Origin of the sequence: Pseudoalteromonas sp. PAB 2.2, from assembly GCF_001938575.1 — a bacterium.
Lineage (GTDB): Bacteria > Pseudomonadota > Gammaproteobacteria > Enterobacterales > Alteromonadaceae > Pseudoalteromonas > Pseudoalteromonas lipolytica.
Genome location: NZ_LYPI01000007.1, coordinates 509,996 through 532,701, shown reverse-complemented (window position 1 = coordinate 532,701; position 22,706 = coordinate 509,996). Strand labels below are relative to the sequence as shown.

The window sequence follows — 22,706 nt, the reverse complement described above, 5'->3', positions numbered from 1 at the left end:
GGTTAAAGATTGTTAAGTTCAAAGCTCCAACGACCGTTAAACACGTTATATGCGCTTACCTTGGCCTGGACAGATGCAATAGTTGAATCAACAGCATTTTCTTGCGCTATTAAAACATCCTGTCTCGCATCTAACAACTCTAAGTAAGGAATTTGTCCTTCTTCATACATAGCGTGAGCTTGTTCAAATGCTTTATTCGCATAATTAAAACGCTGATTAGCAAAATCAAGTTGTTGCTGTTGTTTGACTAAGCGTTGCAAGGTAAGTTCACTTTCGCTTATCGCTTTTAGTACTTTACTTTGATAGTCGCTGTAAGCCGCTTCGCTTAAAAATTGCTGTGCGTCTCGTTGAGCCAATAATGCAGGATAGCTGAGTAATGACCATTCAACTTTTGGCGTCACTTGCCATTGTTGCACGGTATCGTCTAAACCATTACTGGTTAAACTCACCACACCTGCAAACCCTGCTAGGCTAATATCAGGCAGAAGCGCTTTAGAGGCTGCCACACTGAGTGAATAAGCTTGACTGAACTGATACAAGGCACTGGTAACATCCGGTCTGAGTGCCATTGCTTCACTCGCTTTATAAAACGACACGCTAAAATCGCGGCTCAATAATTCAGACTCTTCAATCAGCGTTATGTCGCTTGCAAGTCGGCCAGTTAGCACCGCAAGGGTTGCTAAGTCGCGATATTGCAAGTAACTAAGCTCAGGAATAAGCGCTTGTTGCTGCTTTAACTGAGCAAGGGTACGATTAAGGTCCAACTCATTGGCAACGCCCTCTTCAACTCTTGCTCTCAGCACATCAATACTTTGCTCTAACGCCTCGATTTGCATCTCAATAATCGCTTGTTTTTGCACATTACCTTGATAGCTTACATAGCCTTGCACTACCGCTGAAACCACTTCAACCTGCAATGCCCTTAACTGCTCGGCTTGATTTAGTGCGCCAGCATTCGCAGCATCCACTAAAGCTGTAATACGACCAAATAAATCAAGCTGCCAATTTACATTAACACCCGCGTTTGATTGGCGCGTAATAGCGCCATCTAAGCTACTGCGTTCTGCGATTACGCTTAGGCTGCCCTGCGGATAATAATCCGCGCGGGCTGCACCTAAACGAGCTATGGCTGCATCAAGTTGAAGTTGGCTGGTTTTTAAGTCGTGATTCATTGCTAATGCATCAGTCACTAAATTGTCTAACTGCGCTGAATCTAAACGACGCCACCAGTTATTCTCGCTCGCACCTTCGTTTTGTGCACCAATTTGTGTATCACTGACAAATTGTGTCAGGCTAACTTGCTGCTCTTGTATGTCTACGCTTTGTGCGCAGCCTGCCAATACACCAGCTAACAGCATTGCACTTACAAGTTTGCCTTTTTTAAAGATTGCATCAAGAGGCTTATGCATCGTGTTGCTCCTTCTGCGATTTTTTCGTTACTAACATATAAAACACCGGGGTAAACAATAAGCCAAACACGGTTACACCAATCATGCCTGAGAATACCGCGTTACCCATAGCATGACGCATCTCAGCACCTGCACCAGTGGCAAGAACAAGTGGTACAACACCTGCCGTAAAAGCAATTGATGTCATTAGAATTGGGCGAAGTCGTAAGCGACACGCTTTAATAATGGCTTCAAGATGAGACATTCCCGTTTTATGCTGATCTCGTGCAAACTCAACCATTAAAATGGCGTTTTTACTTGCTAGCGCAACCAGTACGATTAGTGCGATTTGTGTGAAGATATTGTTGTCATCACCCACAAACCACACTCCTAACAAGGCCGAGAAAATAGTCATAGGCACAATCAGAATAATAGCCAGTGGTAATCTCAAGCTCTCGTACTGCGCCGCAAGTACCATGAACACAAGCAATACAACAAGTGGGAAAACATACACCATGGTGTTACCCGCTAATATTTGCTGATAGGTTACTTCTGTCCATTCAAACTCAATCCCATTGGGAAGTGTGTCTGCAAGGATTGCTTCAATAGCTTGCTGTGCTTGGCCTGAGCTATAACCTGGTGCTGGGCTACCATTTAGTTCAGCTGTTGGATAACCGTTATAGTGCATCACACGATCTGGGCCTGTTGTTGGTGTGACCGTTAATACAGAACCTAATGGCACCATCTCACCCATACGGTTACGTACTTTTAGATTCAAAATTTGCTCTGGATCTTGACGGTAATCAGCATCAGCTTGCGCATTTACCTGATAAGTACGACCAAACAAGTTAAAGTCATTCACATACACAGAACCTAAATAGACTTGTAAGGCATTAAATACTTCATCAAGAGGAATGCCTTGAATAAGCGCTTGCTCTCGGTCAATGTCGATATCCATTTGTGGCACTTGAATTCTAAAGCTAGAGTAAAGTCCCATTAATGCGGGGTCTTGCTGCGCTTTAGAAATGGTTACTTGTAAACTGTTAAAGAGTGCTTCAAAGCCTTTGTTAGCACGGTCTTCAATTTGCAGTTTAAAGCCACCAGTAGTCCCTAAACCTTGAATTGGCGGTGGCGGGAACACCGCGACAAACGCTTCATCAATAGCGGCAAATTTTTGATTTAACTGCGCCGCTATCGCCATTGCAGACATACTCGGGTCTTGACGCTCTTCAAAAGGTGCAAGCGGAGTAAACACAATGCCGCTATTTGGGCTATTGGTGAAACCATTTACAGATAAACCAGGAAACGACACAGTGTTTGCAACACCGGGGACTTGTAGTGCAATTTTTTCCATTTCTTGCACGACTTCTTGGGTTCTGTCTAAGCTTGCCGCATCAGGTAACTGTGCAACAGCCACTAAATATTGCTTGTCTTGCTGAGGAATAAAGCCACTAGGGACAGCATCAAACAATTTAACGGTGCCACCCACAAGCGCAACATAAGCAACTAATACAATCACACTCATACGAATAAGCTTTTGCACCAGTTTTTCGTAGCCATTGGCGCCTTTATCAAACACGCGGTTAAAGGGTTTAAATAGCCAGTTGCCAAATAGGCGGTTTAATAACTTAGTTAAACGGTCTGGTTTTGCATCATGACCTTTTAATAATAACGCCGATAACGCAGGCGATAATGTTAACGAGTTAAATGCTGAGATAACCGTCGAAATAGTAATAGTGAGTGCAAATTGCTTATAAAACTGACCCGATAAACCCGTAATAAAAGCCGTAGGAATAAATACCGCGCACAATACTAACGCAATAGCGATAATTGGCCCGGTTACTTCTGTCATCGCAACACGAGTTGCTTCTAGTGGTGATAAGCCCTGTTCGATATTTCGTTCAACGTTTTCAACCACAACAATGGCATCATCGACAACAATACCAATTGCGAGCACGAGCCCGAATAACGACAAGGTATTAATAGACACGCCTAACCATTGCATTACCGCAAACGTACCAATCAAAGATACTGGCACAGCAATCAGTGGGATAACCGATGCACGCCATGTTTGTAAAAACACCACCACAACAATAACAACTAACGCGATTGCTTCTAAAAGCGTTTTAATTACAGCATCAATCGAGCCGCGTACAAAAATAGTGGGGTCATAAACAATGTCGTATTCTACTCCTGTTGGAAAGTCTTTTGATAACACCTTCATGGTTTCACGCACTTGATCAGAAAGCTCAATCGCATTAGAACCGGGGCGTTGGAATACGGGCATAGCAAGGGCTGGTTGACCATCTAGCATCGCTCTTAGTGCATACGTGTCTTGGCCAAGCTCAAGGCGTGCAACATCACTTAGGCGTGTTAGCTGACCTTGTTCACCGACTTTAATGATCACATTTTCAAATTCTTCTTGTGAGCTTAAGCGCCCTTTTACATTCATTAGAATTTGGAATTGATTACTTTTCGACGTAGGTTGTGCGCCCAAGCTACCCGCAGCAACTTGTTGGTTTTGCGCACGCAATGCATTTACTACGTCCATGGCTGTTAAATCGCGTGCCGATAGCGCATCTGGATTTAGCCAAACGCGCATCGAGTATTGGCCACCACCGAACATACGTACGTCACCCACTCCCGGAAGACGTGCAATTTGGTCTTTGATATACAAGTCGGCATAGTTCGCTAAGTAGGTCGTATCGTGCGTTTTTTCAGGCGAGTATAAATGCACCACCATGGTTAAATCGGGTGATGATTTTTCGGCTACGACACCTAAACGCTGAACTTCTTGTGGTAATCGCGGTAGTGCACTGTTTACACGATTTTGCACTTGTACTTGCGCACGGTCTAAATCAGTGCCTAACGCAAACGTTACCGTTAGTGTCATGCGGCCATCACTGGTTGCTTGCGAAAACATATACAACATGTTTTCGGTACCATTGATTTCTTGCTCAAGCGGAGTCGCCACTGTTTCAGCAATCACCGTTGGGTTTGCACCTGGGTAACTTGCCGTCACAACAACTGTTGGCGGCACCACTTCTGGATACTCACTGACTGGCAATTGAAATAACGAGATGGCCCCTGCGATAAGAAAGATAAGTGACAGCATCGCAGCAAAGATGGGTCGCTGAATAAAAAAGTGTGAAAATTTCATTTTGCCCTACTGTTTTGCGACCAAGTCTGAATTTGTACTGGAAAGAGTGAATGCTATTCCGTCGCTGTTAATGGTGACGGTGTTTGGTGAGATAGGCATACCCGGGCCTACACGAGCAGGGCCATTGACGGCTATCACATCACTTTCATTTAAGCCTGATGTAATCGCGCGTAGGCTGCCGTAACGCTCGCCCACCGTCACTAATTTATATTCAAGAACATTGCCTTCACCCACAGTGAGTACAAAACGGTTCTTTAAATCTGTACCAATTGCACGCTCTGGCACGATAACTTTTTCGCTTACTTTATTGGCTGCAAGCTTAATACGAGCAAATGACCCCGCACGCAGTTGTTGCTCATCGTTTTCAAACACGGCACGAACGCGAAGAGTACCGGTAGTTTCGTTAATTTGATTATCAATAAAATTGATTTTGCCATTAAAGTTAAAGCTCGTTTCGCCCACTTTTTGCATCACGACCGCTTGTTCGCTTTGCGCTGTAACATCAGCAAATGACTGATTCCACGTGCGCTCATCAATATCAAAGTAAGCATACATTTGCTGGTTTGAAACAATGCGTGTTAACACGCTTTGACCGGCAAGTACGTTGTTGCCTTTGGTGATATTTGCTCGCGATACTACGCCATTAATGGGTGAACGAACTTGGGTAAATGCTAAATCAAGCTTAGCTGCACTCAGTTCTGCCTGAAGAGCTAACAATTGCGCTTCGCGTTGTCTAAGGGTTGATTTACGAGACTCTGCTTGCTCAATTGAAATAGCTTTTCGTTCTGTTAAGCGCTCAGCTCGTTTTGCTTCACTTTTAGCTTGCTCAAGTGCTGCCTTGGCGCTTTCAATTTGCGCTTTTAAGCTATCAACCACCGCAGCAAAAGGGCGTGCATCAAGCGTGAAAAGCAAATCGCCTTCTTTAACGCTGTCACCTTCTTTAAAGTTAATTTTATCGATCACACCCGAAACACGTGGCATGAGCGCAACTTCTTGCGGTGCTTCTAAACGTGTTGTATAGGTGTGCCAATTTTGTACTGGCTTAACGAGTACTTGTGCTACATCAATAGGTTGTAAATGCTGTTGCTGCGCTGCTTGGTTGGCTTCTGCGCCACACCCTGCAAGCGTTAAGCTCGCAATGGCCACTGCCACTGCAAGAATAGATTTGTTCATCACGACTCTCCTGTTTATAGATTGGAGACAATGTTACGGCACTAATTAGATGACAAAAATGATAGATTTCTAAATTCTTTAATGCCAAAATGGCATCAATAATGTTTTAGGAACTGCTATGGATACCACCAGCCGCCTGTTAATGCTACTTGAGGTAATAGAACGAGGCTCGTTTGCAAAAGCCGCTGAATCGAGAAATATCGACCGCTCCGTTATCTCTAAACAAATTAGCCGCCTCGAAGACGAGTTAGGCGTTCGCTTGCTTAATAGAACCACGCGCTCGTTTTCATTAACTGCAGCAGGGGCTGAAATGATCAAAAAAGCCGCTGAACTCAGAGATCTCTTAAATGAAACAGTGCGACTAGCTGAAAACTATCACCAAGAACCGCGAGGAACCCTTAAAATCACTTCCTCAAGTATTCTTGGCAAACGCTACATTCAACCGGTTATTAACGACTTTCAAAAACGTTTTCCGCAAGTAGAAGTGGAACTTCGTCTAGACGACAGATTAATTGATTTAGTGTCTGAGGGTTACGATCTCGCGTTTCGTGTTGGCGAACCAAAAGACTCCTCGTTCATCGCACGTAAAATTGCGCGTAACCGGATGTTGCTCTTAGCCTCGCCTGAGTTTATTGAAACCTACGGTATGCCAACATCTGTAGAAGATTTAAAAGAACTGCCAGCAGCCAGCTACACCAGTCCGAGTAAGCGTATAAGTGGTATTCGTTATCGCAATGCTAATGGCGATATTATCGAGCAAAATATTAAAAGTGTATTCAGGGCTAATGACGCAGAAGTACTTCTTATGAAGGCTATTTCAGGAAACGCGTACGTGCTCGCTCCTGCCTTTATACTTGAAAATGAAGTAAAGCGAGGTGATTTAGTGCCTATTTTGACCAACATTGAATTACTTGATTACAGTGCGGTGTATGCTGTGTATCCGCACAGAGACCTGCCAGTCAGAACACGCTTATTTTTTGATGCGATGCGTGAATACATAGGTAAAGATATCCCCATTTGGGAAGCAAATATCCCTAATTACGATGCCATGTATCAAAAAAGTACTTAGCTTGCTTTATCTGTATCGCAAAACAGTTGAGTAATATTTAACTCATAGGCTGTAACAACACGATTACGTCCTTGCTGTTTTGCCTGATATAAGGCGTCATCAGCCCGTTTGATAAAGTTTTTAAGGGTTTGTTTTGGCATATAACACGCAACACCAATGCTAATGGTTACATTAATTGTGTGCTCATCTATTTGGTAGTCAATTGTGGCTAATTGCTCACGCAACATATCCGCAAATTCAAACGCACTCTGTGGGTCACTTGCAGGTAAAAAGATAGCAAATTCTTCGCCACCAATACGAAACACATAGCCTTTATTAAGCCGTTGCCTAAAGAAACTGGTGACCTCTATTAACACTCTATCGCCTACTTCATGACCGTACTGATCATTAATTTTTTTAAAGTAATCAAGGTCGAGCATTAACATAAACAAACCATTTTTATGAGTTAGCTCAACTTCGAAATAATGAGTCATTGCGAGTCGATTGCCAGCCCCTGTGAGAGGGTCTAACAAGGCTAAATTTTCAAGACGCTTTCCATATTCTGCACGGCTATTTTCAAAACTGTGCGACACAGCCCAAATGCTGATATAGACAAACGAGAGGTTGAGTAACGAATTAACAGAGTTTAACGGTACTAAGGTCTCTTTACTGAGTAAAATAATGCCTTGGATGATGGCTATTCCAAACGAGAAAAATAGCCCATATCGCTTGCCTAATAACAAATAATACAAAATGGGCAGAGCGCACGTCCAAATAAATAGCAGGTTTTTAATATCACCAAAATGCGTACCAATAACAACAAGCAGACTCAAAAAAACGCACAGAGTGAGCGATTGCCACAGATGGCCATAGTGTTGTCGTGTGTAAAAGTAGGTGTGGAAACAAAAAACGGCAAAGAAAACTTCGAGTATGCCAAGCACAGCAAAGTCGTTATAGAGTAAATTATAAAAAGCGAATATTGTTGCAAGTACGCCCAAACAAAAGCTCATCCATTTAAGAACGTTATTTCGTAAAGCCTGAGTGCCTCTCAGCGCACCAATATCCATCAAGTTTCTCGCTTTGTTATGATTACTTGATTTTAGCGTGAAACAAATTAATTAGGAACATTTTATTAACAGTGAACAGCGTTAAGGTAAGCTCTTTACACTACATCCCTATTATTACTACACAGTATCTCTTTGGATTAGTAGCACACGCTAATAACAGAACCGGCTTAAATATTCAGTTCAAAATAAAAAACTAATCATTGATCAACCCTGTCACTTCTTCGATCAGATCATTAAATTCATTGCGTACATTTTTTTGCTGTTTGTCTGTTAATGTGGATTTAAGTGCTAACAATAGTTTCACGTAATTCTCTAAATTTTTGTCGTCAGCGTTAATAAGTGCTTGGCTCATGAACGCAATTCGGTCGTTAATAATAACCGCAAGTTGTTGATCAAAATCGGCGGGCTTGGTTTCTTGTAAAAATAACGTTTTAAGTGCATCTAAACGTTTTTGTTTGTACTGCATCCAGAGCAAAAAAGTATCGACACGCTGATGAGTGAAATCGACAACCAATGTTTTTTGTTCAGTTGATAACTTTGTACCAAGCCACTCTTTATAGGTATCAAGGTTGTCATCTAAACGCGCTTTATCATGCTCTGCTGGCGTTTTTTGTTCATGCTCTTCATATTCATCGTTAATGTTCTCTTGTAACGCAGCCACAAACTCAACACGCTGCATGTAAGACAAGGTATTTGCTAATGCAATTAACTCAGGTTCAAGTTTTGTCACTAATGTTTGCCAATGCTGTTTGGCAGCTAAGAAATGGGTTTTTAATTCATCATGACTAACATTTTTATCAAGTAATGATTTTAAATGTTCGAGATCACGCTTGTACAAAGGCAATTGCGTTTCTCTGTGCCAATCACGGCTAGTTTGAACTATGTGTTTAAACTTATCTGCTTGTTCGCTATTCAGGTCGACATAGTCGTCTATCCAAAACCCAGACAACCAGCCAAGGTTGTTATAGGTAAAACTAGGTGAACATCCTGCAATGCCAAGCAATATGCTAAGCGCAATAAGGTACTTTGCTATTTTTTTCATTTGTATTTGTAAAATCCTGTTCCTGTCTAATTACTTTAGCAAGTTGATAGAGAGTGTAAATATGCAATGCCTGCATTTTAATGAAATTAATTCTCATTTAACTATTGACGAATAGCTAAACCTAAGTAATAATCGTTATCAACAACTTGGTTCGCTAAACTGTTTATACCGCAGTTTCAATACCTACAAGGGTTTGATGCTGTTCCACCAAGTTTGTTCAAGACGTAACTCTTGAATGATGGTTGCTTCCTCGACCCGAGCACCGACATAAAACGTTACACTTTACTTGCTACATTGCTCATATCGGTGACGGTAGATATGACCTCAAAAAGCCCACTCTGGGCTTTTTTTATTTCTTTAGTTTTTCTATTAAAATCTGTATCTTAAGCCTACTTGTTAATTACTAAGCGTGTCGGTGCCTATAAATTAGGCATTTGCAGTAGTTGGGTCTAAACTAACAATATGTTTTGCCCATTTGCTGATACGGCAAGGCTTTTATCAATACCCTAATTATTGATATTTAAACACACATTTGGAGGCAGACTATGATCAAGCCTAATTTAAAATCACTATTGCTAAGCAGCGTGTTACTTCTTTCACCGTTTGCCAATGCAAGCCTAGAAGATGCTCAACTCGCAGCGAATGAAGGACGTTTTGAAGAAGCACTTCAAGAATTTAATTACCTTGCAGATCGTGGCTATGCACCCGCTATTTATGAATTAGCTAAAATGTACGAAGGTGGGTTCGGTGTTCAGCGTGATTACCGTAAAGCAGCAGAGCTTTACCAAAAAGCCGTTAAGCAAGTTCACGCAGATTCAATGTTTGCACTTGGTGTACTTTACCAAGAAGGTAAAGGGGTAAAACTAGACAAAGAGAAAGCAATATCACTTTACGAAATGGCAGCGCAAAAAAACCACCCTGCAGCACAATATAATTTAGGTGTTATGTATGCCAATGGTGAAGGTGTTTTACAGGACTACCGCACAGCAATGAGCTGGTATCAAAAGGCTGCTGCAAATAACTTTACGCTTGCGCAGTATAATATGGCGTTAATGTATTATGATGGTTTGGGCGTTCCAAAAAACCTTGAAAAGTCATATATTTGGAACACGATTGCTGAATACAATGGCAATATGGATGCCAGTCATAGTCGTAAACTTGACGAGCGAAACATGATGCCAGCAGAAGTTGAAGCTGCAAAAGAAAAAGCCGACGCTATTTACGCAAAAATACAAGCGGGATTGTACGCCCCTGACGGTCGTTTATAATGACACGAAGTACTTGCGTCTATCGACGCAAGTACATCCATTTTAATAGCGTAATAAGCAATTTATTTTGCTTAAGCAATAGCTGTGTTCTTGGATTAAATTTACCAGATACCAACGTATTTCTGGCATGACTAAAAGTTTTAAACCCTTCTATTCCATGGTAGTGACCCATTCCTGATTCACCAATCCCACCAAAAGGAAGCTGATCTGCGGTCACTTGCATCAACACATCATTTATTGCCAAGGTGCCACTGCGAATCGACTGACTCACAAACGAAATCCTCTCTTTATCGTGGCCAAAAATATACAATGCTAAGGGATGAGGGTGACTATTTATATAGTCAATAACCTGTTGCAATGATTCATAGCTCATTATCGGCAGTAATGGGCCAAATATTTCATTTTGCATCACGTTCATCGCATCATTAACTTGCGTCAATATATGCAAACCCAAACGATGTTTTAAATCGTCATATTGATTCTCTTCAAGCGGCTTAAAAATCTGAGCCCCTTTATCTTCAGCATCCACTAAATATGATTTTAAACGCTGATATTGAGAGTCAGAGACGATTGAAGTTAGGTTTTTTCCCTCAACGCCGTCTTTAAAATGCTGTTTATAGAGCTCACATAGCTGTTGCAGTAATTGATGCTCATGTTTTTTTGGCACGAATACATAATCAGGTGCAACACAAATTTGCCCTGCATTATTTAGCTTGCCAAACAGCAATGTTTTCGCCACTGATTTTATATTCACATCGTCAAGAATCACAACCGGTGATTTACCGCCAAGTTCTAAAGTAACCGGTGTTAAATGCTGACTCGCTGCCTGCATCACCTTACGACCTACTGTTGTGGAGCCTGTAAATAATATGTGTGCAAAAGGCAGTTCACTAAACGCCGCAGCAACCTCGCTCTGCCCTTCAACAATATGGCAATGCGCTGCTAACTCACCAGAAAATATATCCTTTATAATCTCATTGGTATGGGGTGTAAATTCGCTGACTTTTAGCATCACTCGATTACCTGCCGCTAATGCGGTAATGACAGGAACCAGTGCAAGCTGTATAGGATAATTCCACGGCGCGATAACACCGACAACACCTTTTGGCTGATAATTAATATGAGCCTTAGAGGGCCACAAACTAATACCCACACCACGCGACTCATTGCGAGCCCACTTGGGCAGCCGTTTTATTGTGTCACTGATGAGTTTTACTGTCGGTAATAAATCACCCAGTACGGTGTCAAAAGCAGTGCGGTATCCAAAATCTTTACTCGTCGCCGCAACAAGGGCTTGCTCGTTAGTAATCAGGCTATTTTTTATCTGTTTTAAAATACTAATACGCTGCTCGATTGGCAAATAAGGTTCAGCCAAAAAAGTACGATTGAGTTGCTGGAATTGAGAATGTAGAAGTCTTTGAATATCAGTCAAAATGTGATCTCTTGAATAGCGACAAATTCAACTATAGCGATCAATAATAACCGCCGCAACTTTCATAGAAGTAAAAAAACAGCGCTCAGGGTGAGCGCTGTTGTTGGTTGGAATAGGTTGGATATTATAAATGTATCTTAAAAGCCAAACACAGCGGCCGCGATGGTCATTGTAATTAGCGTAATCATCGCAATCGCAATGATATTAAGTGCAAAGCCTGATCGGATCATGTCGCGCATTTGAATTTGCCCTGACCCAAACACAATGGCATTAGGAGGGGTTGCAACAGGCATCATGAATGCGCAGCTACATGCAATCGCTGCAGGAATAACCCACACTAAAGGCGTTCCAAATACAGATTCAGCAACCGGACCTAATAGCGGTAAGAAACCAGCGGCAGTTGCGGTATTACTTGTGATCTCAGTTAAGAAAGTAATCAATGTTGCAACAGCCAATACACTCAGTACCAACGGAATCACACTTGCACCTTCAATCATGTGAGCGATGTACTCTGCTAGGCCTGATGATTTAATTTGCGCAGCAAGTGTTAAACCACCCCCGAACAGTAATAACACACCCCAGGGCACTTTTGCTGCACTTTCCCAATCGAGAATACGCTCGCCATCCCCTTTATTAGCAGGTAACACAAACAGCAGTAAAGCAGCAGCAATCGCAATGCCTGTATCCGATATTTTTAACCCTGTTGAGTCAGCCAATAACGGTCTAAAAATCCAACACACTGCAGCAAGTACAAACACTATTGCCACGCCTTTTTCAGCACGCTGCATTACGCCAAGCTCTTTAAGCTGGGTTGAAAATAATGATTTAGTATCTTGGCTCGCATCTTGCGCGCACGGTGTATCCACTTTATAAGCAAACTTAGTTAACCATACCCAGCATAAAATAAGCATAACTGTTGCAAGCGGGACACCTACTTTCATCCACTGTGCAAAACCAATATCAATTTTATAGCTATCTGATAAGTACGCTGCCATTAATGCATTTGGCGGAGTACCAATCAACGTGGCAATACCACCAATGCTCGCGCCATACGCGATAGATAGTAATAATGCTTTGCCAAATTGGTCGTTATCAGGATTAGATTGCTTTACTAACATCGTGATCGACATAGCAATCGGTAGCATCATCACCGCAGTGGCTGTATTTGACATCCACATTGATAAAAATGCCGTCACCAACATCATCGCTAAAATTTGTAGGCTAGGTTTCGTTCCCGCACGAAGCATTGTATTAAGTGCTATACGTTTATGTAGCCCCCAACGCTCCATCGCGATAGAAATTAAAAAACCGCCCAAGAATAAAAAGATCAAAGGGTGAGCATACGGTGCTGCAACCCCTTTGATTGCTGCAATACCAGCAAGAGGTGATATAACCAGTGGTAATAATGAAGTAGCTGGAATTGGCACAACCTCACTCACCCACCAAGATGCCATCCAAAATGCAAGGCCTGCTGTTCTAAGTGCAGGTTCACTCATCCCTGCTGGTGGGTCTATTAAGCATGTTAATAGCATCACTAATGGACCCAATAAAAGCATCACAGTGGTCATCAACGGACGTTGCTCTGTGCCGTCTTTTGTTTGATTAACTAATGACATACCGACTCCTTAAAACTTGTACTTAAGGCCAAGTGCAATGCTGTTATCTGATTCAATATCAAGGTCTAAATCAGTATAGAATAAGTATGCAGTTGTTTGTTTATCAAATACATAGTCAACACCTACTGTCCATTGTTTACCTTCTTCAGCATGGCGAATTTTAGAGTCGTCTTTTACGTATTGTAATTTAGGGACCCATTTATCAATTGCATAGCTTGCACTTACAGCATAACCATTGCCTTCTTTAGTCCCGTCTGTTGATTCACTACGTTGGATTAAACCGGCTAACTGAAGATTTTCGTGTTTCCACGCTGCGACAACGCGACTTGCCGTTAATTTATTAAGGGCATCAACATGACTGATTGCAACATAATAATTAGCTGATTTTAATGCACGGTCACCATAAATAACGGTTGCAGCAAACCCTGACTCATCATTACTGCTATCGTCTTTTGGCGCGTATGTTAACGCTAATGAAGCACCCGCATATGTTTTAGAGCTATAGGTAATGGTATCGCCAATCCGGTCTTGCCCTGGGATCAACTGCGCAATATCAGCTTGTGTTTCGTTGAAACCGTCAAGTTTGCCTTCTGAATATTTAAAGCGCGTGTCATTACGACCAACGACGACTTCACCAAAATCGCCCGCTAAGCCTAAATAGGTATTGCGTGCTGAGAATGGCTCATTAGTATCATCGTGTTCAAAGCCTTTTACTTGTACTTCGTATTTGAACACTGCTTTTAATGATTCAGTGAGTTTATGACTGCCCTTGATGCCTATACGAGAAAAAGGTGCATCAATTTGCGTACCTTCATCAGCATAGCGCATCACACCAGTATCAGTGTTGGCTATTTGAACTTCGGCTTTTCCATATACAGCGTAATCAGCAGCCATAGATGAGCCTGCAAAACACGCTAAAATTATACCCGCTGCAACGCGAGTTTTTGTATAAGTTACTATTGTTGTCATTATGCGCCCCTTTATATTAGGTTCAAATTGTTGTTCCTAACACTAGAGGCAAATTAATTGCCAACTCACACAATAAATTAAAAAAACTTAAAATACATATAGTTATGATTAAACCAATTTATTGGCATTGTTTTTATGTGCGGATTTCCACACATTTTTTAAGATGCGATGTCACTTAATCCACCCACACCCACTTTGTGATTGCTTAATCCTTGAACATTTCACGATTAATACCGTACTTACTCATTTTGTCATAGAGTGTTTTACGGGCAATTTGCAGGGTTTGCATGGTATTTTTAATACTGCCATTGTTTCGCTCAAGTGCTTCTTCAATCAGTGACTGCTCATAAAAACTCATTTTTTCAGCGAGACTGAGATCTTGGGCGAGTTGGATTTCGTTGTTACTATCATTATTAGTGGCAAATGCTAAGTCAGAGCCCAACAAAACAGCGCGTTCTGCTTGGTTTCTAAGTTCACGCACGTTGCCAGGCCAATCGTAGGCTAACAAACGTTGTTTAGCTTCGCTATTCAGTGTTGCAGGTGGTTTATGGAATCGAGTCGCCGCAATGGAGCTAAAATGTTTAAACAGCAACGGTATATCAGCTTTACGATCACGTAACGCAGGGATACTCACTTTAACGAGGTTCAGTCGATAATAAAGATCGGCTCTAAACTCACCCGCTTCGACTAAAGAAAGTAAATCAACCTTGGTTGCTGCAACAATACGCACATCAAGATCAACAGCATGATTGTCACCAACGGGAGTAACTTTTCGCTCTTCAAGCACGCGTAATAACTTAACCTGCAAACTTGCTGGGGTCGATTCTATTTCATCTAAAAATACCGTTCCCCCTTTAGCAAATTCAAACTTACCTTGTCGTGATTGTGTTGCCCCCGTGTACGCGCCACTGGCTGCACCAAATAACTCACTCTCAATTAACTGCTCAGGAATTGCGCCACAATTTATGGCAACAAAATTTGCTGATGAACGATTACTTTGGTCGTGGAGGTAGCGAGCAACTAGCTCTTTTCCGGTGCCTGTTTCGCCTTCAATTAATACATCTGCTGGCGTATCAATCACGGCATTGAGTAAATGCATCATCTGCTGCATTTGTTCGGTTTCACCCAAAATTCGCACACCTGGTGCTGATGTTTTTTCGACAGCAATTTTCAATGCACGGTTTTCCATCACCAACGCGCGTTTATCGCATGCTCGCGCAATGCAATCTAATAGCTGCTCAGTTAGCGGCTTTTCAAATAAGTCATAAGCCCCTAATTGCATGGCTTTTACTGCGACAGACACGTCTGCAAAGCCCGTTAGAAAAATAACCGGTAGTTCACTATCAAATGCCTTAACTTGTTCTAAAAAGGTTAAACCATCCATCTTAGGCATATTAATATCGCTTAATACAACCCCCTCAAAACGACGACTTAGTTTAGATAACGCCGCCGTTGGTTCGCTAAAGCATTGCACCTGATAGCCTTCAATCTCGAGCAGTTGCTTTAATGAATCACGGATCACCGCTTCATCATCAATAACGATCACCTGTTGGCAGGCATTGGCAACTAAACTCATGAGGTTTCCTTATTGCTTTGTAGTGTAATAATAAACTGTGCGCCCCCTTCAGGGCGGTTATGGGCACTTAATCGACCATTGAATGAGTCGATAATTTGTCGGGAGATAGACAGCCCTAACCCCAAACCATTGCTGGTTTTGGTACTGTAAAATGGCTCAAAAATACTGCCTAATGCATGTTGGTCAATGCCTGGGCCTGTGTCTAATATCGAAAACTTCACTCTGTCGTCAAATAATTCAAGCTCAAAACTCAATTCGCGTTTTTCACATTCAGCCATCGCTTGGCTGGCATTGGTGATTACATTCACTAATACTTGTTCAAACTTTACACTGTCGACCCATACCGTGATATGTTCTGAGATGTCGGCTGTTTTAACATCAATATCATCTTGCTTTAATTGAGCACTGGCGATCATTAATGCATTTTTAAGCATCCGCGATAAGCTCTGTTCACGCAGTTGCGTTTGTGCAGGCTTACTAAAATGCTTTAGTTGAGCAACGATCTTATGCACACGCTCAATGAGCGATTGCACCAATACAAGGTTTTCTGATGCTTGTTCAATATTGCCTTTCATAAGCAATCGCTTTGCACTGACTAAATAAGTGTTCATGGCACTTAATGGCTGGTTTATTTCATGATTAATACCCGCACTTAACTGGCCTATCGTAGCCAGCTTAGCAGCTTGGACAAGTGCCTTTTGCGCTTTTTCGAGTGCATGCGTACGCTCTATCACTTCTTGCTCAAGACTGTGTCTTGAAAATAAGAGTTTTTTATAACCCGCGAAACGAACCATACTCATGTGTATCAGCACGACAACTATCATATAAAACACACTAAACCACAGTAAACGTGGTATTTGTGCAACTTCTAAACCGCTTATATCTACCAGCACGCTGGCCTTCGCATTGATAATATCGATGGTTTCGAACGCGCTAATAAATCGCACTCGCTTATTATTTATTTCGATGGTTTGCTCAGCCGTATTATCACTTAAAGGCTTAGAAGTATAAGCTAATAAACTTGGCGTATGTGATAGGTATCGCCTTGAACTTACAAGCGTTTCCATTTGCTTTTCGCTAAGCGCTTTTAACGAATTTAAACGCCAGCTTTGCACATCAGACATCACGATAACACTGTCTTCAAGAGAAATATGAAAGTGCGTACTGTCTGACGCATTTAGCAATTGCCTGTCTTGCTCAAACTTTTTTGCATTCACTTTTAATGTCACGACGGCAATAACTTTACCGTCTGCAATAACCGGTTCAGAGAAGTATATACCCCGCTCACTTGAGCGCATTCCTAGTGCAAAGTAAGCAACTTTTTCACCTTTTTTCGCTAAATAAAAATACGGCCTAAACGCAAAGTTACTGCCAAGAAAAGTGTAATCGACTTGCCAATTACTACTGGCCACAACAGAGCCAGATAAGTCCATTAAATAAACATCTGATGCACCACTTGCACGCTGGATATCTTCAAGATAATAATTGACGGCTTGTTCACCAACACCTTGGTTAGTTACAAACGTTTTTACTAAATCATTAGCACTCACTAAGGCAGGGATCGTTTGAAACCGTTCAAGTTCACTTGAAAAATAGTGACTTAATTGCACCGCTTGCACACGGCTTAATTGACTGGCTTTTGTGTAATCGTGTTGTCGACCAATGTAAAAAACCAATACAAGCAGCAAAATTAAAATAGCACCTGCCGCAACTAACTTTTTACTTAATGATGACATTCAGACCTTAAACACGACACTGCTAGAAATTGATTTGGTAGTGTAGCGATAATTCTTCTGTTGTACCAGCGACAGAGCCATTCTCAACACGTGGATCAAACACGTTATAGTTTTTACCCAATACGTTTTCAGCTTTAAACATTAAATGACTATGCGTATTCAATTGCCATTTAACCGTGCCTCCTAATAAACTATAAGCCGATTGGTTAAACTCATCACCGTTTAATGAAGCCGCATTCACTTGGTCACGCCATAAAATGTTTAGGCTTAGCTGCCAACTATCGTTTAAGTTATAACGGGTAACTAAGCTGGCAAAGCGTTTAAAACTGGCATTTATCGGCTCATGGAAATAGTGTGTATAGGTTCCCGTAAGCGCAAATTTTTTATTATATTGCCATGTAGCATCCAGCTCTAAACCACGGTTATCAGTGTTGAGTGAGTTTTCAAAAGTGAACAGTGTGTCACTGCCTTGAAAGGGCACAGTCTCAATAAAGTCATTAAGTTCATTATAGAAAAGTACCGCATTTGTTTGAAGTGTCGCGTTTTGATAGTGCCAAACAAGTTCAGTGGTTTTAACTGATTCAGATTGTAATGATGGATTACCTTTCGTCACAGAGTCATTAGAAAAAAGTTCATTCGTCACCGGTGTTCTGAACGATTCGCCATATTGAAGCTTTAATGTATGTGACTGATTAATTTCGTAAATGCTTGCTAATCGAGGTGATAATTTACTGTCGATATCTTTAACATCATCATAGCGTGCCCCTATAAAGAACGTGAACGAGTCAGAAAATGGAATCTTTAATTGCCCGTAAGCACTCACCGTTTCAAAGGTATACTTTAATGACGCAAATAAAGGAAAATCTTTAATACGTACAATCCCATTTTGATAATAAGCAGGCGCGAGGATAACTTGTTGTGAGTCACTGTCATAATAGTTAGTACGTACATCGGCTTTTTGCTGCTTTGCCTCAGCATATTCAACGCCTGCAGCTAATTGCCATTGATTATCAAGCTGATAACTTAATTCTGTTGAAAATTTACTGTCATAGGTTTGCCAATCGGGCCCTAATAAAAAGTCTGGCATATCGTCAAATTCAGCAATCAACCCAGCCGTTGATATTGCATGTTTACTGTAAGAGTAATGACTATCTAGCTTGAATTTATCGGTATTAAGCCAATTATATTTAATGCCTATAAACGTATTATCACTGGTGTGTTGGTTTTGTTTCGAATAACCGGCAAGATTTAAAAACTCATCAAGTTGCGTTTCATTGTAACGTGTATGAAGTGAAAGTTTTTTATAATCTAACCCTGCCTCAATATACACCGCTTTTAGAGGGTCTTTTACGTCTTGTGGGTAGCGTTCACCCGATTTACTTTCGTATGATAACGTCGCATACGCCGACACCGTGTCACTAAAATGCTTATAAAACTGTGCTGTTGCTCCGTAACGACCATTGTTGCCTGCTACAGCCTGTAATGCATTACGCTCTTTTGTCGTGACAATATTCATCACACCTAAAAAGGCGTTACTACCGTATAAAGCAGAGCCCGGCCCACGAATAAACTCTATTTTTTCTATTACCTCAATAGGTATGTAAGGCATGTAGACCGAAGCCTTACCAAATGATGATTCATTGACGCGCTCACCGTTGATCATCACCAACACATTACCACTATCTAGGTATACTCCTCGGGCATGATCTTTAGGCACAGCCCCTACCCAATCACCGCGGGTTGATTGCATACCCGCAACAAAATTCATCACTTCATACGCATTATCAACACCGAGCGCTTGAATTTGCTGACGGCTAAACACGCTCATTGTTGAAGGAACTGATGACAGGGTTTCCGCTGTTTTACTCGCAATATCAACATGTACATCGAGTAAATCTTCAAAACTTAGTGAAAATAAATCTTCATATTCAGAAGCTTCTGCGCCGAATAGCGCTGCTGGGGAATTTGCGATTAAAAAAAGTGTTGAACATAGTAAAAACTTCATGCTGCGAGACACCCGTAATAATGATTAAATGTTGCACTGCAACACTCTGTTTACACTATTAATACAAAAGATGGGTAAGCTTGCAATCTTTTTATACCAATTCACTTAATTTTATACAGTCTTTGACGCTCTGTACTTGGTGTAATAAAAAAGCCCATGTACTTTATAGTTATGGGCTCCTGTATCATTAGTTTAACGTCTCATTTAGCTAAACTGCTTAACACGCTCACTGCGCTTAGTTTTTAAATATTTGTATAAGCCAATCAATGATGCCGCAATCCAAAATATTTCAATGACAAAGCTGGCCAAGTTAAAGTTATAACACAAACTAATTAACAGCAGCACCGCGCCAGTTAAGTTCATCATGTTATACACAAGCCCTGTCGGGGATGCTTTATTTAGTTGTAACATGAAAAAGGCACCTACTACCAAGAAAGTACCCGTCATACCAATAATATCAAATAAAAGTGCTATCACGTACGTGAATCCATATTGTTCATTTGTTTATACCCAAACAACTGGCCCAATCCATGGGGAGGGTTGTTTTCATTCATTGAAACAGCAAACCGAACAATGGTATCAAAGCAGATAACTTAAACGAGGATAAATGTCCGCATTCTATGTATAAGCTACTTATGCGTCACTTTACCGCCAATAATTTTTAATGCGGGTGTGCCTCTTATCATTGTTTCGCGGGCAAAATGACGATGGCACTGCGGGCAAACACCCGTCTGTGCTGTAAAATTTTGGCTTATACGTTCAACAAAGCACTTAACTAATGCACCTTTGCCGCCTTTGCGGTATTTAAATAATTGGCACTTGCACTGACTACAAAATATATCAACGGTTTTCGTCGGGCCTTTTTTATTGGGTTTAGCCATAAACTCCACACTAAACGCGATTAAAAAACGCATGCTACCATGTCTATGGCCAAAGCCCCAAAACCAAACCCGTTAAAGAGAACTGTAAAATAGAATAGCCAGCGTTCACTAAAAACAATTTAAGGGGTCGTTGCTCAAAAATATAACCAATGCCAAGTGCGCAACTTACCCAACATAAACCGATTATAAACCCTGTGCCTACGGCAACGCCTACATTAACATTGCTACCAATAAATAAAGATAAACTTAAAGCAATTAATAGGCACAGCACAAAACTGCCACCAAACACCATGACATGATTGATTTGCTGAAGATCAAGCTCTGTTAAACCGCAGCTCTCCATCCAAATGCGTTTAAAAAACCACGGAGAATACCAAACAGCCCCAAGAAGAAAAGAAGCAAGCGCAGCAAGAAATACGGCAAAAAAATTCAGTTGAGAAAAATCCATACACCAGACTCATACAACCAATAGGGTTAATTTGACTTTAGTTAAGGAATCCCAATGCAGCAAATCAAATGTGACGAGTGGTATTTGGCTCTAATACTAAATACCTTTTTTGTGTTGTGTAACTTAATTTAACAATACTTAAATATCATCTTTATTGCTGAACGGGTTTCTTTTGAAGTTTACGTTGTAAGGTTCGCCTGTGCATGTTCAACTGCCTTGCTGTTTCAGATATATTGCCATGATTACGATGCAATACGTGTTGAATATGTTCCCATTCGAGTCGTTCTGGCGACATTATTTGTGTTTGTGGCAGAGTATGGGTAGGTTGCTCTGCCTCACTGCCCTCAAGTAATGTTCTCAGTAACGAAACAAAATCGACGGGTTTGGGTAAATAATCATCTGCACCGAGACGAATCGCTTCAACTGCACTGGCAATACTTGCAAAGCCTGTTAGAAGGATAATGCGTGAACGCGGAAATTGCTGGCGCATTGGCTTTATTAACGTTAAGCCATTTTCATCTTTTAACTTTAAATCGACTAAAAAATGACTGGGTGAAAAAGCACTACAAATGTCAATTGCTTGCTGACAACTGTGGGCAAGCTGACAACAAAAGCCATGTTTTGTAAAGCGTCTGGCTAGCGTGTTGGCTAGATTAATGTCGTCTTCGATTATTAATAAATTCATACCACTTTCAGGGTGATTGTAGCTACAGCCCCCTGCTCTTTATGATTACTCACTGTAAGTGAGCCTTCTAAGCGTTCCAAAGTCACATTAGAAAGCATTACTGCCATCCCCATACCATGTTGACTCGGCATAAGTTGACCCCCTAATGCTGCCATTTGTTGCTCACTTAAACCTTGACCAAAATCACGTAAAGATAAAGAAACCGAATCCGCGTTAAACTGCCAACGAGCTTCTATGTGAGAGTGCTGCTGATTGTTTGCTAATACTGCATTTTGTAGCAAATTCAAAATAGCGGGTAATAACATTGCATCACTCAGAATAGTGCATTTAGGTGGTTCATTTAACCATTCAAGCGTGTGTTCTGGATGATGTAATAATGCAGCATCTGCTATTTCTTTTTGCAGCACATCGACCGGTATTATTGTTTGCGTTTTACCTGTTCTAAGCGCAGATGATAGCGCTCTAAAATGCGCTAGTTGCTCATTGCACTGCTCCAATGGCTTGGCCATTTCTTGTATAATGGGGTCGTCAGCTTGCTGCTCTTTAAGCTCTTCGTAAAGAAATTGCAGGTTTGCTATAGGACTTGCTAACTGATGGGTAATTTGTGCAGCTGCACCATCTAATGTTAACAATTGCTCGTGCCTGAGCTGCTGCTCTCGGCCTCTTGCTATAGTGGCATCGCGTGCTTTAATCGTCCGATTTAGCGCACCGATTATAAATGCAATTACAATCACACTTATCACGAAATTAACCCACATCCCAATAAAGTGATGAGTCATGTCGATTTGATGCATACTGTGATCAGGCATTTTAAACAGCAAATAGCTATACGCCGCGATAGCAAGCACGGCTATATAAGCTAATCCTTTACCATTAACCGACACGGCAGCAATCATAATTGGTAAAAGTAACAGCGACACAAATGCGTTCGTGGCGCCCCCACTCAAAGACAGCAATATCGATAAAAATAAGATATCAGCAGTCAACTGCATCAACACGGCAATCGGTTTCGCGTGGTTCACTTTGCGATACGCTAAAATACTGAGCAATTGGAACAGTGCTTCAACACTAATCACAGCCAGTAAAGGGAAGATGGCAACTTGATAATCAAATAAAAAGTATACCGAAACAACAGCAAAAAATTGCACAGCAATAGCTGCACTTCTTAAAGTAAGTAAGCGACTAATCGCCGGATCAGTTTGCATAAAAAGC

Annotated in this window: 18 protein-coding genes; 2 read left to right on the top strand and 16 right to left on the bottom strand. The window is 41.4% G+C overall.

The genetic code is table 11. The features are described from left to right. Positions 1 to 2 precede the first annotated feature (2 nt). Genes BWD47_RS02795 through BWD47_RS02785 form a run of 3 tightly spaced genes read right to left on the bottom strand, consistent with a single transcriptional unit; the run spans position 3 to position 5,721 of the window. On the bottom strand, positions 3 to 1,409 hold the full coding sequence (locus BWD47_RS02795; RefSeq protein WP_075593324.1) for a TolC family protein: 1,407 nt from the start codon (positions 1,407 to 1,409) through the stop codon (positions 3 to 5). Then, positions 1,402 to 4,548 carry an efflux RND transporter permease subunit gene (locus BWD47_RS02790; protein ID WP_036972796.1) on the bottom strand — a complete coding sequence of 1,049 codons (3,147 nt, stop codon included), beginning with the start codon at positions 4,546 to 4,548 and terminating at the stop codon, positions 1,402 to 1,404. Before BWD47_RS02790 ends, BWD47_RS02795 begins: the two co-directional genes overlap by 8 nt. Before the next feature lie 6 nt (positions 4,549 to 4,554). Further along, positions 4,555 to 5,721: an efflux RND transporter periplasmic adaptor subunit gene (locus BWD47_RS02785; RefSeq protein WP_036972797.1), complete on the bottom strand. Its 1,167-nt coding sequence runs from the start codon at positions 5,719 to 5,721 to the stop codon at positions 4,555 to 4,557. Positions 5,722 to 5,839: 118 nt separating this feature from the next. Between BWD47_RS02785 and BWD47_RS02780 the strand changes: the two genes are divergently transcribed. Continuing rightward, positions 5,840 to 6,790, top strand: coding sequence for a LysR family transcriptional regulator (locus tag BWD47_RS02780; protein ID WP_036972798.1), 951 nt, complete (start codon positions 5,840 to 5,842; stop codon positions 6,788 to 6,790). Here the strand turns inward: BWD47_RS02780 and BWD47_RS02775 are convergent. Together BWD47_RS02775 and BWD47_RS02770 are read right to left on the bottom strand one after the other, a co-directional pair. After that, the gene (locus BWD47_RS02775) at positions 6,787 to 7,836 is read right to left on the bottom strand and encodes a GGDEF domain-containing protein (protein WP_036972799.1); all 1,050 of its coding nucleotides are present in this window, start codon (positions 7,834 to 7,836) and stop codon (positions 6,787 to 6,789) included. The two genes, BWD47_RS02780 and BWD47_RS02775, sit on opposite strands and share 4 nt — an antisense overlap. 193 nt (positions 7,837 to 8,029) lie before the next feature. Beyond that, complete coding sequence (locus BWD47_RS02770) at positions 8,030 to 8,878, bottom strand: DUF6279 family lipoprotein (protein WP_036972800.1); 849 nt, start codon at positions 8,876 to 8,878, stop codon at positions 8,030 to 8,032. 545 nt (positions 8,879 to 9,423) lie between these two features. On the opposite strand from BWD47_RS02770, the gene BWD47_RS02765 reads away from it, so the two are divergent. Then, complete coding sequence (locus tag BWD47_RS02765; protein ID WP_036972801.1) at positions 9,424 to 10,146, top strand: tetratricopeptide repeat protein; 723 nt, start codon at positions 9,424 to 9,426, stop codon at positions 10,144 to 10,146. 19 nt (positions 10,147 to 10,165) lie between these two features. Here the strand turns inward: BWD47_RS02765 and BWD47_RS02760 are convergent, their stop codons facing one another. The 11 genes from BWD47_RS02760 to BWD47_RS02710 all read right to left on the bottom strand — a co-directional run bounded on the left by BWD47_RS02760 (position 10,166) and on the right by BWD47_RS02710 (position 22,699). Continuing rightward, the gene (locus tag BWD47_RS02760; RefSeq protein ID WP_036972802.1) at positions 10,166 to 11,581 is read right to left on the bottom strand and encodes a coniferyl aldehyde dehydrogenase; all 1,416 of its coding nucleotides are present in this window, start codon (positions 11,579 to 11,581) and stop codon (positions 10,166 to 10,168) included. A gap of 134 nt (positions 11,582 to 11,715) precedes the next feature. Continuing rightward, on the bottom strand, positions 11,716 to 13,146 hold the full coding sequence (locus tag BWD47_RS02755) for an SLC13 family permease (protein ID WP_227006889.1): 1,431 nt from the start codon (positions 13,144 to 13,146) through the stop codon (positions 11,716 to 11,718). Between the two features lie 57 nt (positions 13,147 to 13,203). Continuing rightward, on the bottom strand, positions 13,204 to 14,163 hold the full coding sequence (locus tag BWD47_RS02750; protein WP_036972804.1) for a porin: 960 nt from the start codon (positions 14,161 to 14,163) through the stop codon (positions 13,204 to 13,206). 205 nt (positions 14,164 to 14,368) lie between these two features. Further along, positions 14,369 to 15,739 (bottom strand): sigma-54 dependent transcriptional regulator, encoded by a 1,371-nt coding sequence (locus BWD47_RS02745; protein ID WP_036972805.1) that lies wholly within the window; start codon positions 15,737 to 15,739, stop codon positions 14,369 to 14,371. Beyond that, positions 15,736 to 17,475 carry an ATP-binding protein gene (locus BWD47_RS02740; protein ID WP_036972806.1) on the bottom strand — a complete coding sequence of 580 codons (1,740 nt, stop codon included), beginning with the start codon at positions 17,473 to 17,475 and terminating at the stop codon, positions 15,736 to 15,738. Before BWD47_RS02740 ends, BWD47_RS02745 begins: the two co-directional genes overlap by 4 nt. A 22-nt stretch (positions 17,476 to 17,497) precedes the next feature. Further along, positions 17,498 to 19,480: a TonB-dependent siderophore receptor gene (locus BWD47_RS02735; RefSeq protein ID WP_075593323.1), complete on the bottom strand. Its 1,983-nt coding sequence runs from the start codon at positions 19,478 to 19,480 to the stop codon at positions 17,498 to 17,500. A gap of 204 nt (positions 19,481 to 19,684) precedes the next feature. Further along, positions 19,685 to 19,957: a hypothetical protein gene (locus BWD47_RS02730; protein ID WP_036972808.1), complete on the bottom strand. Its 273-nt coding sequence runs from the start codon at positions 19,955 to 19,957 to the stop codon at positions 19,685 to 19,687. Between the two features lie 152 nt (positions 19,958 to 20,109). Next, positions 20,110 to 20,361: a hypothetical protein gene (locus tag BWD47_RS02725; protein ID WP_036972993.1), complete on the bottom strand. Its 252-nt coding sequence runs from the start codon at positions 20,359 to 20,361 to the stop codon at positions 20,110 to 20,112. 43 nt (positions 20,362 to 20,404) lie between these two features. Beyond that, entirely contained in the window at positions 20,405 to 20,809 is a 405-nt protein-coding gene (locus BWD47_RS02720) for a DUF1761 domain-containing protein (RefSeq protein WP_036972810.1), read from the bottom strand. Positions 20,810 to 20,960: 151 nt separating this feature from the next. Next, complete coding sequence (locus tag BWD47_RS02715; protein WP_065979120.1) at positions 20,961 to 21,494, bottom strand: response regulator transcription factor; 534 nt, start codon at positions 21,492 to 21,494, stop codon at positions 20,961 to 20,963. Further along, positions 21,491 to 22,699, bottom strand: coding sequence for an ATP-binding protein (locus BWD47_RS02710; protein ID WP_075593322.1), 1,209 nt, complete (start codon positions 22,697 to 22,699; stop codon positions 21,491 to 21,493). The genes BWD47_RS02715 and BWD47_RS02710 overlap by 4 nt, the downstream gene beginning before the upstream one ends. Positions 22,700 to 22,706 lie beyond the last annotated feature (7 nt).

Coding starts and splice junctions, on each gene's coding strand:
- BWD47_RS02795 (WP_075593324.1), bottom strand. CDS start 1,409: ATGCATAAGCCTCTTGATGCAATCTTTAAAAAAGGCAAACTTGTAAGT.
- BWD47_RS02790 (WP_036972796.1), bottom strand. CDS start 4,548: ATGAAATTTTCACACTTTTTTATTCAGCGACCCATCTTTGCTGCGATG.
- BWD47_RS02785 (WP_036972797.1), bottom strand. CDS start 5,721: ATGAACAAATCTATTCTTGCAGTGGCAGTGGCCATTGCGAGCTTAACG.
- BWD47_RS02780 (WP_036972798.1), top strand. CDS start 5,840: ATGGATACCACCAGCCGCCTGTTAATGCTACTTGAGGTAATAGAACGA.
- BWD47_RS02775 (WP_036972799.1), bottom strand. CDS start 7,836: ATGGATATTGGTGCGCTGAGAGGCACTCAGGCTTTACGAAATAACGTT.
- BWD47_RS02770 (WP_036972800.1), bottom strand. CDS start 8,878: ATGAAAAAAATAGCAAAGTACCTTATTGCGCTTAGCATATTGCTTGGC.
- BWD47_RS02765 (WP_036972801.1), top strand. CDS start 9,424: ATGATCAAGCCTAATTTAAAATCACTATTGCTAAGCAGCGTGTTACTT.
- BWD47_RS02755 (WP_227006889.1), bottom strand. CDS start 13,146: ATGACCACTGTGATGCTTTTATTGGGTCCATTAGTGATGCTATTAACA.
- BWD47_RS02750 (WP_036972804.1), bottom strand. CDS start 14,163: ATGACAACAATAGTAACTTATACAAAAACTCGCGTTGCAGCGGGTATA.
- BWD47_RS02745 (WP_036972805.1), bottom strand. CDS start 15,739: ATGAGTTTAGTTGCCAATGCCTGCCAACAGGTGATCGTTATTGATGAT.
- BWD47_RS02740 (WP_036972806.1), bottom strand. CDS start 17,475: ATGTCATCATTAAGTAAAAAGTTAGTTGCGGCAGGTGCTATTTTAATT.
- BWD47_RS02735 (WP_075593323.1), bottom strand. CDS start 19,480: ATGAAGTTTTTACTATGTTCAACACTTTTTTTAATCGCAAATTCCCCA.
- BWD47_RS02725 (WP_036972993.1), bottom strand. CDS start 20,361: ATGGCTAAACCCAATAAAAAAGGCCCGACGAAAACCGTTGATATATTT.
- BWD47_RS02720 (WP_036972810.1), bottom strand. CDS start 20,809: ATGGATTTTTCTCAACTGAATTTTTTTGCCGTATTTCTTGCTGCGCTT.
- BWD47_RS02715 (WP_065979120.1), bottom strand. CDS start 21,494: ATGAATTTATTAATAATCGAAGACGACATTAATCTAGCCAACACGCTA.
- BWD47_RS02710 (WP_075593322.1), bottom strand. CDS start 22,699: ATGCAAACTGATCCGGCGATTAGTCGCTTACTTACTTTAAGAAGTGCA.